This window comes from Stenotrophomonas maltophilia (genome assembly GCF_003970865.1).
Taxonomy (GTDB): domain Bacteria; phylum Pseudomonadota; class Gammaproteobacteria; order Xanthomonadales; family Xanthomonadaceae; genus Stenotrophomonas; species Stenotrophomonas maltophilia_AR.
In genome coordinates, this window is record NZ_RXLZ01000004.1 from 54,932 (window position 1) to 67,466 (window position 12,535).

Genomic DNA, 12,535 nt, shown 5'->3' on the forward strand with positions numbered 1-12,535 from the left:
GTTTTTGCCGTCCCCCGCCTGCCTATCCCACCCCGCCAACCCACGGAAACCCTGCTTTTGACGTTGCCGTTGCAGTTGCAGTTGCCGTTGATCCGGCGGGTGCCGGGCCGCAGGCCCGGCCGAACCCCTCAATTACGCTGGAACAGCGCCTGCACATCCTTGCGGAACGCCGCCTGGCTGTCCGCCCGGCTGTAGAACATGTGCCCGCCCGGATAACTGCGCACCTGCACCCGGTCCGGATTGCTGCCCATCGCCGGCATCTGGTCCACCGTCAGGATCGACCCCATGAACGGGCACGACAGGTCATTCCAGCCATGCACGATCAGCACCTGCAGATGCGGATCGATCGCCACCGCCTGCCGCAGCTGGGTCACCGCCCCCTGGCGCAGCTCGCCACCGCGGTCCCACAGACGGTTCACGTCGTAGTTCAGCGCCTGGTAGCGCGCATCCACCTTCCAGCCCACCACGCGCGTCACGAAGTCGACCATCGCCGTGGTGGTCGGCGCAATGATGCTGTCCAGCAGCGGATCATTGGCGCGCTGCTCCGGATCATTCGGGAACGGATCGAACGCGGTCACGTTCGAGTCGTAGCGGCTGCCCAGCGTGCCCTTGTCGCGGAACACCTCACGCAGATAGGCCTGGGTCTCCAGGCGGCCACCGGCGCGGCGCACGAACTGCGGGTCCAGCCCGGTCAGCTCGGTGACCCGGCGCAGCATCGCCTCGGTCGCCTGCGGATCGCTGCGGCCCTTCATCAACGCGGTGGCGTAGTCACCGCGGGTGTACTCCACCACCTCACGCATCGCCGCATCGGTCAACTTGCCCTGGCGCTCCAGGTGCGCGGCGGCGATTGACGGCAGCGTCTGCATCCACGCCATCGGCGACACATCGGCGTTGTCTTCCAGGGTCGGGCTCAGGTACGGCGAGACCAGCACCAGGCCGTTCATCGCCACGCCCAGCCGGGTCTGCAGGAAGTGGGTGATGCGCGGGCCGCGGTAGCCGCCATAGCTCTCGCCGGTCAGGTACTTGCGTGCGCCCATGCGCTGGTTGCGCAGCAGCCAGTCGTAGATCGAGCGCGACAGGTACTCGATGTCGGCGCTGGGGTTGTACAGCTGCTTCTTCGCTTCGTCGTCGCCGATGCGCGCACGGCTGAAGCCGGTGCCGACCGGATCGATGAACACCAGGTCGGTGAAGTCCAGCCAGGTGCCGGGGTTGTCGTGCAGGGTGGCGGGTGCCGAGGCGCTGTCACCCTCCGAGCCAAAGGTGACCACCTTGGGCCCGATCGCGCCCATGTTGAGATAGACCGACGATGCACCCGGGCCGCCGTTGAGCGCGAAGGTCACCGGCCGGTCCTTGCCCGGCATCGTATAGGCGGTGAACACCACATCGGCGATCACCTTGCCTTTGGCATCGCGCACCGGCAGGGTGCCGACGGTGGCGGTGTAGTCCAGGGTGCGGCCGGCCAAGCGCATGCTCTGGCGGGCCGACGCATCGGCGGGCAGCGCAGGCGCCTCGGTCTTGTCGTCTTTCGGGTCGGGCTTGGCCTCGGCGTCAGGCGCGGCCAGCACGCTGGCAGGGGCGATGAGCAGGCCGACGCAGAGCGCGGCAGTATGCAGCAGGGACTTCATGGCACCGGATTGGCAGCGGAAGGGGGTTCCGATGCTAGGCCGGTGGCGGGCATGCCGTATGTGTCCAAAGGCATGGCCGCGCGTCGAGGCCGCCACTGGCCAGATTGGGTCAAGCGGGCAGGGGGGTGCGCACGTCGTCGTCAGCCAGCAGGCCGTATACCGCCGAATCGGACAGTTCGCCCTGGATGCGCCAGCGCTGCCGCAGCACCCCCTCCAGGTGGAAGCCCAGCCGTTCAAGCACATGGGCCGAGGGCCGGTTGCGCGGGTCGACTTCGGCTTCCACGCGATGCAGGCGCAGGGTCTGGAACAGGTAGTCCAGCAGGTGCTGCAGCGCTTCGTGCATGTAGCCCTGGCCCTGCCTGTCGGGGGCCAGCAGGTAGCCGATCTCGGCACGAGCGGCATCGCGGTCCAGGGCGAACACCACGCAGATGCCCAGCAACGGGCCGTCCAGCGTTTCGCGCACGGCCAGCTTGAGCTGGGTGCCGGTGGCCTGTGCAGCCAGATCATCATCGATCTGCGCGCGCGCCTCGGCCGGTCGTGTCCACGCCGGGTGGTTCCAGAACCGCATCACGTTCGGATCGGACTGGATCGCGAACAGGGCGGCCGCATCGTCGCGGCGGATCGGGCTCAGGACCAGGCGCGCGCTGTGCAGCGGCAGGCCCGGGAACAGCAGCGAGTGGCTGGCCAATACGATGGTCCACGCGGATGGACGCGCATTATGGCGCCGCCGGGTTTGCCGATGGGGGCGTAATGCCAAGGGCGCATGAACCGGTAGTGCCGGCCGCTGGCAGGCAGATCTGCCTGAATCACGCAGATGCCGAGGGTGCCGGCCAGCGGCCGGCACTACCGGGTGACGGGGTCAGAGCCGTTTTCCAGCAGGAAACGGATCCGGCCCCGCGCCGGATCAGGCTTCCAGCGAAGCCAGATCGCCCTTCGACTCCAGCCAGCCCTTGCGGTCGGAGGCGCGCTTCTTGGCCAGCAGCATGTCCATCAGCGAGCGGGTCTGCTCGCCATCGTCCACGGTCAGCTGCACCAGGCGGCGCGTATCGGGGTGAATGGTCGACTCGCGCAGCTGTGGCGGATTCATCTCGCCCAGGCCCTTGAAGCGGGTGACGTTGATCGCGCCCTTGATCTTCTCGCGTTCGATCTTGTCCAGCATCGAGCGCTTTTCTTCCTCGTCCAGGGCGTAGAACACCTGCTTGCCCACGTCGATGCGGAACAGCGGCGGCATCGCCACGAACACGTGGCCGGCATCGACCAGCGCCGGGAAGTGCTTGAGGAACAGCGCGGTAAGCAGGGTGGCGATGTGCAGGCCGTCCGAGTCCGCGTCGGCCAGGATCACCACCTTGCCGTAGCGCAGGCCGGCAATATCGTCCTTGCCCGGGTCGCAGCCGATGGCCACGGCCAGGTTGTGCACTTCTTCGGACGCCAGCACGCTGTTGGAGGACACTTCCCACGTGTTGAGGATCTTGCCGCGCAGCGGCAGGATCGCCTGGAAGTCCTTGTCACGCGCCTGCTTGGCGCTGCCGCCTGCCGAGTCACCCTCCACCAGGAACAGCTCGGTGCGCGACAGGTCCTGGCTGATGCAGTCGGCCAGCTTGCCGGGCAGGGCCGGGCCCTGGGTGACCTTCTTGCGGACGACCAGCTTTTCGGTCTTCAGGCGCGCACTGGCGCGTTCGATGGCGATCTGCGCGATCTTCTCGCCCAGCTCCACGTTCTGGTTCAGCAGCAGGCTGAAGGCATCGTGGGCGGCGCCCTCGATGAAACCGGCCGCCTGGCGCGAGGACAGGCGTTCCTTGGTCTGGCCGCTGAACTGCGGGTCGGTCATCTTCAGCGACAGCACGAACGACACGCGGTCCCACACGTCTTCCGGGGCCAGCTTGACGCCACGCGGCAGCAGGTTGCGGAAGTCGCAGAATTCGCGCAGCGCCTCGGTCAGGCCGGTACGCAGGCCGTTGACGTGGGTGCCGTGCTGGGCAGTGGGGATCAGGTTGACGTAGCTTTCCTGCACCAGCTCGCCTTCCGGCAGCCAGGCCACTGCCCAGTCAACAATTTCGGTGTCCTTCTTCAGGTTGCCGACGAACAGCTCGGCCGGCAGCATCTCGCGATCGCCCAGCTCCAGCTTCAGGTAATCGCGCAGGCCGTCTTCGTAGTACCAGGTATCGACTTCACCGGTGGCTTCGTCGGTCAGCTTCACGGTCAGGCCCGGGCACAGCACGGCCTTGGCGCGCAGCAGGTGCTTGAGTGCGCGCACCGCGAACTTGGGCGTGTCGAAGTACTTCGGGTCGGGCCAGAAGCGCACGCGGGTGCCGGTATTCTTCTTGCCGACGCTGCCGACCACTTCCAGCGGGGTGGCGCGGTCGCCGTTGCGGAAGGTGATGCGGTGTTCGGCACCCTCGCGCTTGATGTGCACTTCCACCAGGGTCGACAGCGCGTTGACCACGCTGACGCCGACGCCGTGCAGGCCGCCGGAGAAGGTGTAGTTGTTGTTGCTGAACTTGCCGCCGGCATGCAGGCGGGTCAGGATCAGCTCGACGCCCGGGATCTTCTCTTCCGGATGGATGTCCACCGGCATGCCACGGCCGTCATCGCTGACCTCCACGCTGCCGTCCTTGTACAGGGTGATCTCGATCGAGCGGGCGTGGCCGGCGAGGGCCTCGTCCACCGAGTTGTCGATCACTTCCTGCGCCAGGTGGTTCGGGCGCGCGGTGTCGGTATACATGCCGGGACGGCGCTTGACCGGGTCAAGGCCGGACAGGACTTCAATATCGGCGGCGTTATAGCGGGCGTTCATCTGTCTTCGAAAGCTTGGAGCGACGGGCAAGTGTGGGGTCTGGCACGGGATTTTGCACGCCTGCGGTTCAGTCTCGGCGACGCAGAGGGGGTAAAATGGCAGCCGCTGGAATCTGAATGCCGGCGACCCCCGTTGGGTCGAAACATCCAAGCCATACCGCGAGGAGGACCTCATGAAGAAGTTGCTGACCATTGCGATCCTGGCCGCTGCCGCCGTTGCAGTGCCGCTGGTGGTGGCGCAGAACGCCGGCCAGCCGGCCCCGCAGCAGGGTGACCAGGCCGACAAGGCGCAGGCCGAGGCCGATGCCAAGGCCAAGCGTCGGGCCCAGGCCAATGCCGAAATGAAGGCGCAGGGCCAGCCGGCCCCGCAGCAGGAAGAAGAGGAAGAAGCGCGTAAGAAGCGCTGATCCCGCAACCTGCCAGGCGCCCTTGCGACAAGGGTTGCGCTCCGGAACGCCCCGCTTTGCGGGGCGTTTCTTTTTAGTGGCGTGCCATCTGCCTCTTGGGTTGGCGGCCATCAATCTGTAAACTATGGCTTTCCGGGAGTAAGTGCGTGTCCACCATTTGCGAATGGGCTGGAGCGGCCAAGCGTGGCTTCCAGCATGGCGGGTCGCAGGTGACGGTCGATTTGACCGGCACGGCCGCCCCGACCTCGCACGGTGGTCCCCGTCTGGCGCCTGCCGCCGCACGGATCCGCACCTCCCTCGCTGCCACAGCGAACCGGAAAACCCCCTCTGAGCACCATGCCCGCCCTCCGGGTGCGCGTGGTGCTGCCGTTTTCCATTTCCAGACAGGATGCTTGCAGCCATGACTCCCTTGATTTTCGTAACCGGCGGCGTGGTGTCCTCGCTCGGCAAAGGCATTGCCGCCGCGTCGCTGGCCGCCATTCTTGAAGCCCGTGGCCTGAAGGTCACGATGATGAAGCTCGACCCGTACATCAACGTCGACCCGGGCACCATGAGCCCGTTCCAGCACGGTGAGGTCTACGTCACCGACGACGGCGCCGAGACCGACCTCGACCTGGGCCACTACGAGCGCTTCGTGCGCACCCGCCTGAGCCGCAAGAACTCGGTCACCACCGGCCGCATCTACGAGAACGTGATCCGCAAGGAGCGCCGCGGCGACTACCTGGGCGCAACCGTGCAGGTCATTCCGCACATCACCGACGAGATCCGCCGCTGCATCGACGAAGCCACCGAAGGCTACGACGTGGCCCTGGTCGAGATCGGCGGTACCGTCGGCGACATCGAGTCGCTGCCGTTCCTGGAAGCGATCCGCCAGGTGCGCACCGAGCGTGGCCCGGAGAAGGCGCTGTTCATGCACCTCACCCTGGTGCCGTACATCGGCGCCGCCGGTGAGCTGAAGACCAAGCCGACCCAGCACTCGGTGAAGGAACTGCGCTCGATCGGCATCCAGCCGGACGTGCTGCTGTGCCGTTCGGAACAGGCGGTGCCGGATTCGGAGCGCCGCAAGATCGCCCAGTTCACCAACGTCTCCGAGCGCGCCGTGATCAGCGTGCCGGACGTGGACGTGCTGTACCGCATTCCGTCGGGCCTGCACGCGCAGGGCCTGGACGAGATCGTGGTCAACCAGCTGAAGCTGGCCGACAAGGTCGGTCCGGTCGATCTGTCGATGTGGGAAGACGCGGTCGATGCGACCCTGCACCCGCTGGACGAAGTGACCATCGCCGTGGTCGGCAAGTACGTCGATCACCAGGATGCCTACAAGTCGGTCGGCGAAGCGCTCAAGCACGGTGGCCTGCGCCAGCGCACCAAGGTCAACCTGAAGTGGCTGGAAGCACAGGACCTGGAAGGCACCGACATGGCCGCACTGGCCGATGTCGACGGCATCCTGGTGCCGGGTGGCTTCGGTGACCGTGGTTTCGAAGGCAAGGTGCAGACCTCGAAGTTCGCCCGCGAGCAGCACGTGCCGTACTTCGGCATCTGCTACGGCATGCAGGCGGCCGTCGTCGATTACGCGCGCAACGTGGTCGGCCTGGAGGGTGCCAACAGCACCGAGAATGATCGCCAGTCGCCGAACCCGGTGATCGGCCTGATCACCGAGTGGCGGACCGCGGCCGGTGATGTCGAGAAGCGTGACGACAAGAGCGACCTGGGCGGCACGATGCGCCTGGGCCTGCAGGAGCAGCGCCTGAAGCCGGGCACGCTGGCCCGCGAGCTGTACGGCAAGGACGTGGTCGCCGAGCGTCATCGCCACCGCTACGAGTTCAACAACCGCTACCGCACCCAGCTGGAAGATGCCGGCCTGGTGATCGCCGGCAAGTCGATGGACGACACCCTGGTGGAAGTGATCGAGCTGCCGCGCGATGCCCACCCGTGGTTCCTGGCCTGCCAGGCGCATCCGGAATTCCTGTCCACGCCGCGTGACGGCCATCCGCTGTTCATCGGTTTCATCCGTGCCGCGCGCGAGCGCAAGGCCGGTGGCAAGCTGCTGCAGGAAGCCCGCGCCTGACTTGTGATGGGGGCCGCCGGCCCCCATCTTGCACGCTTCAACCCCCAGCGCACCGGCCCGGCCGGTGCCGCGGACAACAAGGAAACGCCATGAAACTGTGTGGATTCGAGGTCGGGCTGGACCAGCCCCTGTTCCTGATCGCCGGCCCCTGCGTGATCGAGTCGATGCAGCTGCAGCTCGATACCGCGGGCAAGTTGAAGGAAGTCACCGACAAGCTCGGCGTCAACTTCATCTTCAAGTCCAGCTTCGACAAGGCCAACCGCACTTCGGGCACCGCATTCCGTGGCCCGGGCATGGAAGAGGGCCTGAAGGTCCTGGCCGAGGTCAAGAAGCAGATCGGCGTGCCGGTGCTGACCGACGTCCACGAATACACCCCGATGGACGAAGTGGCCTCGGTGGTGGACGTGCTGCAGACCCCGGCGTTCCTGGTCCGCCAGACCGACTTCATCCGCAAGGTGTGCTCGGCCGGCAAGCCGGTCAACATCAAGAAGGGCCAGTTCCTGGCGCCGTGGGACATGAAGCCGGTCGTGGAGAAGGCCAAGGCCACCGGCAACGAGCAGATCATGGTCTGCGAACGCGGTGCCAGCTTCGGCTACAACAACCTGGTCAGCGACATGCGTTCGCTGGCGGTGATGCGCGATACCGGTTGCCCGGTGGTGTTCGACGCCACCCATTCGGTGCAGTTGCCGGGCGGGCAGGGCACCAGTTCCGGTGGCCAGCGTGAGCACGTGCCGGTGCTGGCCCGTGCCGCCGTGGCGGTGGGCATCTCCGGCCTGTTCGCCGAGACCCATCCGGACCCGTCCAAGGCCCTGTCCGATGGCCCCAATGCATGGCCGCTGGACCAGATGGAAGCGCTGCTCGAGACCCTGATGGAACTCGATGCGGTGACCAAGAAGCATGGCTTCTCGCGCTTCGCGTGAGTCGTGACCCGTGGCTGGCGCTGGAAACCCAGCGTCACCGCCGGCATTGGAAACAGTGGCCGTGGGGCCTGATCGCACTGGGCCTGGCCGTGCTGTTCACCGTGGGCATGTTCGGCCTGGCGCTGATCGGCGCCGCGTCCGTGCGGCCACCCGGTGATGGCAGCAGCGCACTCGATCTGCGGGCGTACTTCATTGCGCTGCTGGTGGCAGAGCTGCTCGGTGCCGTGGGATGCGTCGCTGCCGCTGTGCTGGCCTGGCGGCTGAATCGCGGCAAGGTCACGGCTGGGCTGGCGATCATCCTGCTCTCGCTGTGGCTGGGCGCCCTGTTCTACGGATTGCTTTGATGAATACGACCACATCGGCGCGTGGCTGGCCCTGGGGCCTGATCGCCCTGGGGCTGTCCGTGTTGACCTGGATCGCCCTGGTGGTGGGCGTGCTGGCCTTCACGTCCGGTTTCCGGCCGCCGGGGGACGGGAACAACGGCGTGCAGGCCACACAGTGGTGGTTGCTGGGCGCGCTGGTCACGATGGTGCTGTCCTTCCTGGGCAGCCCGGTGGCGATGGTGCTGGCCTGGCGACGGCGGCGTGGCCCCATCCTGGCAGCGATTGCTGGTGCATTGCTGGTGATGCTGGTGTCGATGGTCCTGATCGTGATCGGGTCCAGCTGGGGCTGAAGCCGCCCACGCCATTTGGCAAGTGGCGGGCAGCCGGGGATAATCACGCGGCATTCGTTTTGTCGCCCCCTCTCCAGACAGGTAACCGGTCCGACCATGAGTACGATCCGCAGCATCCACGCCCGTGAAATCCTCGACAGTCGTGGCAACCCCACGCTGGAAGCCGAAGTCATCCTGGAGGACGGTTCGTTCGGTCGCGCCGCGGTTCCCTCCGGCGCCTCGACCGGCACCAAGGAAGCGGTCGAGCTGCGTGATGGCGACAAGACCCGTTACCTGGGCAAGGGCGTGCGCAAGGCCGTCGACAACGTCAACACCACGATTGCCGCCGCGCTGAAGGGTTTTGAAGCCACCGACCAGGCCGGCCTCGACCGTCGCCTGATCGACCTCGACGGCACCGAGAACAAGGGCCGCCTGGGTGCCAACGCACTGCTGGGTGTTTCGATGGCCGCCGCGCACGCCGCTGCCGCATCGAACAAGCAGGCGCTGTGGCAGTACCTGGCCGCCAAGACCGGCGTGACCCCGTCGCTGCCGGTGCCGATGATGAACATCATCAACGGCGGCGCGCACGCCGACAACAACGTCGACTTCCAGGAGTTCATGGTGCTGCCGGTCGGCTTCACCTCGTTCTCCGAAGCGCTGCGTGCCGGTACCGAAATCTTCCATTCGCTGAAGTCGGTGCTGAAGGGCCACGGCCTGAGCACGGCGGTCGGCGACGAAGGCGGCTTCGCACCGGACTTCCGCAGCAACGTCGAAGCGCTGGACACCATCCTTGAAGCGATCGGCAAGGCCGGCTACACCGCAGGCGAAGACGTGCTGCTGGGCCTGGACGTGGCCTCCAGCGAGTTCTTCGAGAACGGCAAGTACAACCTGATCGGCGAGAACAAGCGCCTGACCTCCGAGCAGTTCGTCGACTTCCTCGCCGACTGGGCCGCGCAGTACCCGATCATCACGATCGAAGACGGCCTGGCCGAGAACGACTGGGCTGGCTGGAAGCTGCTGACCGACCGCATCGGCAAGAAGGTCCAGCTGGTCGGTGACGACCTGTTCGTGACCAACCCGAAGATCTTCCAGGAAGGCATCGACTCGGGCACCGCCAACGCGATCCTGATCAAGGTCAACCAGATCGGCACCCTGAGCGAAACCCTGGAAGCGATCGCCATGGCCGACCGCGCCGGTTATGCCGCAGTGGTCTCGCACCGTTCGGGCGAAACCGAAGACACTACCATCGCCGACATCGCAGTGGCCACCACCGCCACCCAGATCAAGACCGGCTCGCTGTGCCGCAGCGATCGCGTGGCCAAGTACAACCAGCTGCTGCGCATCGAGGAAGCCCTCGGCGCCGGCGCGCGTTACGCCGGTCGTGACGCGTTCGTTTCGCTGAAGCGCTGAGCCGATGCGCGACTGGCGCTGGATGCTGCTGGTGCTGGCCCTGCTGCTGGGCTGGCTGCAGTACCGCTTCTGGTTCGGTCCGGGCAATTCGGGTGAAGTGATGATGCTCGAAGCCCAGGTCGCCAACCAGGAGCGGGACAATGAGGGTCTGCAGCAGCGCAACGACGCGCTCGCTGCCGAAGTGAAGGACCTCAAGGAAGGCCAGTCCGCCATCGAGGAACGCGCACGCAGCGAACTGGGCATGATCAAGCCCGGCGAGAAGTTCTATCGCGTGGTCGAGGATGCACCGGTCCACCCGGCGCAGCCTGCTGCTGGCGTCACTGCCCAGGCCGGCGAACACCCGGCGGACGTGCCATGAGCGCGGCGATCTGGGTGGTGGTTCCGGCCGCCGGCCGCGGTGCCCGCTTCGGTGCGCCGCTGCCCAAGCAGTACCTGCAGGCAGGTGGGCAGATCCTGCTCGCCCATACCCTGGATGCACTGCTGGCGCACCCGGCCGTGGCTGGTGCGATGGTGGTGATCGGCCAGGACGACGTCGACTGGCCGGGCTGGAGTGAATGGTCCGGCAAGCCGGTGCTGACCTGCATCGGGGGTGCCACCCGTGCCGCCTCGGTGCTGGCTGGGTTGCAGGCGCTGCCGGAGTCGGTGCGCGCCGATGAGTTCGTGCTGGTCCACGATGCGGCGCGACCCAACCTGTCCCTGGCCGATCTTGGCCGCCTGCTTGAAGTCGGTCGTGCCGATCCGGTCGGGGCGATCCTGGCTGCACCGGTGCGCGACACCCTCAAGCGTGCGGGCGACGACGGTGGCATTGATGGCACCGAGCCGCGTGAGCGCCTGTGGCGTGCACTGACACCACAGCTGTTCCGCCGCCACCAGCTCAGCCGCGCACTGTCCGACGCCGCTGCCGCCGGTGTTGAAGTCACCGACGAGGCCATGGCCATGGAGCGCCAGGGCCAGCGCCCGCTGCTGGTGGAAGGCAGCGAGGACAACTTCAAGGTCACCACCCCGGCCGATCTGGACCGGTTCGAATTCGTACTTTCCCGCCGCGCCGGCTGACCGTCCGCGCGGCCCTGTAGCAAGGGTTGCATCCATGAGCACCGCACTGTTCCCGCCCGTCCGCATCGGCCAGGGCTACGACGTCCATGCCTTCGGTGAAGGCGATCACATCATGCTCGGCGGCGTGAACGTGCCGCACAGCTGCGGCGTGCTCGCGCACAGCGATGGCGACGTGATCCTGCACGCCCTGTGCGATGCGATGCTTGGCGCGCTGGCGCTGGGTGACATCGGCCAGCATTTCCCGCCGAGTGACGACCGCTGGAAGGGCGCCGACAGCAGCGATTTCGTGCGCCACTGCGACAGCCTGCTGCGTGAGCGCGGCTGGCGCGTCGGCAACACCGACATCACCGTGATCTGCGAGCGGCCGAAGGTTGGCCCGCATGCGCTGGCAATGCGTGAGCGCATCGGTGGCCTGCTGCAGCTGCCGCTGGATGCGGTCAGCGTCAAGGCCACCACCTCGGAAAAACTGGGTTTCACCGGCCGCGGTGAAGGCATCGCCGCACAGGCGGTCGTGTTGCTGGTGGCGGCATGATTCCGCTGCCGTTGGCGTTTGGCGCGCCGCTGTTGACGGCGCGCATCCGCACTACGCCGGACGATTTCCAGGTCGACGAGCTGCCGGCCTTCGAGGCCACCGGCGAAGGCGAGCACCTGCTGCTGCACATCCGCAAGCGCGGTGCCAATACCGTGCATGTGGCCAAGGTACTGGCCAAGTGGGCGGGCCTGCCGGAAATGGCGGTGAGCTACGCCGGGATGAAAGACCGCCACGCGGTCACCACCCAGCGTTTCAGCGTGCACCTGCCCAAGCGCATTGCACCGGACCTGGCCGAGCTGGCCAGTGACGAGATCGAAGTACTCGAAGCGACCTGGCACAACCGCAAGCTGCAGCGTGGCGCACTGGCCGGCAACCGTTTCAAGCTGGTGCTGCGCGAAGTGCAGGGCGATGCCGCAGCGATCAGCGAACGCCTGCAGCAGATTGCCGAGCGCGGCTTGCCGAACTGGTTCGGCGAGCAGCGCTTTGGGCGCGACGGCGGCAATGTGCCGGCGGCACTGGCGATGTTCGGTGGCCGCCGCATGCGCAAGGATCAGCGTTCGCTGCTGCTGTCAGCTGCTCGTTCGGCGCTGTTCAACCGCGTGCTGGCTGCGCGTGTGGAGCAGGGCAACTGGGATCAGCCGCTGGAGGGTGAAGTGTGGATGCTCGATGGCAGCCGCAGCGTGTTCGGACCCGAGCCGTACACCGACGTGCTGGCCGAGCGCCTGGCGCGTTTCGACATCCATCCCAGCGCGCCGCTGTGGGGCGAAGGCGAGCTGCGCAGCGCCGATGCGGCACGCGAGCTGGAGCTGGCCGCGCTGGACGACGAAGAGTCGAAGGCACTGCGGACCGGCCTGGAAGACGCACGCCTGAAGCAGGAGCGCCGCGCGCTGCGCCTGCGCCCGGCGCTGCTGCAGCACCAATGGTTGGCCGATGACGTGCTGGAGCTGTCCTTCGCGCTGCCGCCGGGCTGCTACGCCACCGCCGTGCTGCACGAGCTCGGCCCGGTCGAAGACGCCTCGCAGTCCTGACAGAAAAAGGGAACGGAGGCGAAGAGCATCCACGCATGGCGTGGATCTAC

At 66.8% G+C, this 12,535-nt stretch carries 13 protein-coding genes; 10 read left to right on the forward strand and 3 right to left on the reverse strand.

Going from position 1 to position 12,535, the window contains the following annotated elements:
* Window positions 1–128: 128 nt before the first annotated feature.
* From EKL94_RS02230 to parE, 3 genes are all read right to left on the reverse strand, one after another.
* Window positions 129–1,625 (reverse strand): S10 family peptidase, encoded by a 1,497-nt coding sequence (locus EKL94_RS02230; protein WP_126927814.1) that lies wholly within the window; start codon window positions 1,623–1,625, stop codon window positions 129–131.
* A 109-nt stretch (window positions 1,626–1,734) separates the two neighbouring features.
* Window positions 1,735–2,313 (reverse strand): GNAT family N-acetyltransferase, encoded by a 579-nt coding sequence (locus tag EKL94_RS02235; RefSeq protein ID WP_126927815.1) that lies wholly within the window; start codon window positions 2,311–2,313, stop codon window positions 1,735–1,737.
* 216 nt (window positions 2,314–2,529) lie between these two features.
* Window positions 2,530–4,419, reverse strand: coding sequence for a DNA topoisomerase IV subunit B (gene parE, locus EKL94_RS02240; protein WP_126927816.1), 1,890 nt, complete (start codon window positions 4,417–4,419; stop codon window positions 2,530–2,532).
* 172 nt (window positions 4,420–4,591) lie between these two features.
* On the opposite strand from parE, the gene EKL94_RS02245 reads away from it, so the two are divergent.
* The 10 genes from EKL94_RS02245 (at window position 4,592) to truD (ending at window position 12,485) form a co-directional block, all read left to right on the forward strand.
* Window positions 4,592–4,825 carry a hypothetical protein gene (locus EKL94_RS02245; protein WP_005416022.1) on the forward strand — a complete coding sequence of 78 codons (234 nt, stop codon included), beginning with the start codon at window positions 4,592–4,594 and terminating at the stop codon, window positions 4,823–4,825.
* Window positions 4,826–5,225: 400 nt separating this feature from the next.
* On the forward strand, window positions 5,226–6,890 hold the full coding sequence (locus EKL94_RS02250) for a CTP synthase (RefSeq protein ID WP_126927817.1): 1,665 nt from the start codon (window positions 5,226–5,228) through the stop codon (window positions 6,888–6,890).
* Between the two features lie 89 nt (window positions 6,891–6,979).
* The gene (gene kdsA / locus EKL94_RS02255) at window positions 6,980–7,810 is read left to right on the forward strand and encodes a 3-deoxy-8-phosphooctulonate synthase (protein ID WP_014036736.1); all 831 of its coding nucleotides are present in this window, start codon (window positions 6,980–6,982) and stop codon (window positions 7,808–7,810) included.
* Entirely contained in the window at window positions 7,807–8,154 is a 348-nt protein-coding gene (locus EKL94_RS02260; protein WP_126927818.1) for a hypothetical protein, read from the forward strand. Before kdsA ends, EKL94_RS02260 begins: the two co-directional genes overlap by 4 nt.
* On the forward strand, window positions 8,154–8,483 hold the full coding sequence (locus EKL94_RS02265; RefSeq protein WP_126927819.1) for a hypothetical protein: 330 nt from the start codon (window positions 8,154–8,156) through the stop codon (window positions 8,481–8,483). Before EKL94_RS02260 ends, EKL94_RS02265 begins: the two co-directional genes overlap by 1 nt.
* 96 nt (window positions 8,484–8,579) lie before the next feature.
* Window positions 8,580–9,872, forward strand: coding sequence for a phosphopyruvate hydratase (gene eno, locus EKL94_RS02270; protein ID WP_126927820.1), 1,293 nt, complete (start codon window positions 8,580–8,582; stop codon window positions 9,870–9,872).
* A gap of 4 nt (window positions 9,873–9,876) precedes the next feature.
* Window positions 9,877–10,230, forward strand: coding sequence for a cell division protein FtsB (gene ftsB / locus EKL94_RS02275; RefSeq protein WP_032130117.1), 354 nt, complete (start codon window positions 9,877–9,879; stop codon window positions 10,228–10,230).
* Complete coding sequence (gene ispD, locus EKL94_RS02280) at window positions 10,227–10,925, forward strand: 2-C-methyl-D-erythritol 4-phosphate cytidylyltransferase (protein ID WP_126927821.1); 699 nt, start codon at window positions 10,227–10,229, stop codon at window positions 10,923–10,925. The genes ftsB and ispD overlap by 4 nt, the downstream gene beginning before the upstream one ends.
* Before the next feature lie 34 nt (window positions 10,926–10,959).
* On the forward strand, window positions 10,960–11,457 hold the full coding sequence (gene ispF, locus EKL94_RS02285; RefSeq protein WP_126927822.1) for a 2-C-methyl-D-erythritol 2,4-cyclodiphosphate synthase: 498 nt from the start codon (window positions 10,960–10,962) through the stop codon (window positions 11,455–11,457).
* Window positions 11,454–12,485, forward strand: coding sequence for a tRNA pseudouridine(13) synthase TruD (truD, locus tag EKL94_RS02290; protein ID WP_126927823.1), 1,032 nt, complete (start codon window positions 11,454–11,456; stop codon window positions 12,483–12,485). Before ispF ends, truD begins: the two co-directional genes overlap by 4 nt.
* Window positions 12,486–12,535 lie beyond the last annotated feature (50 nt).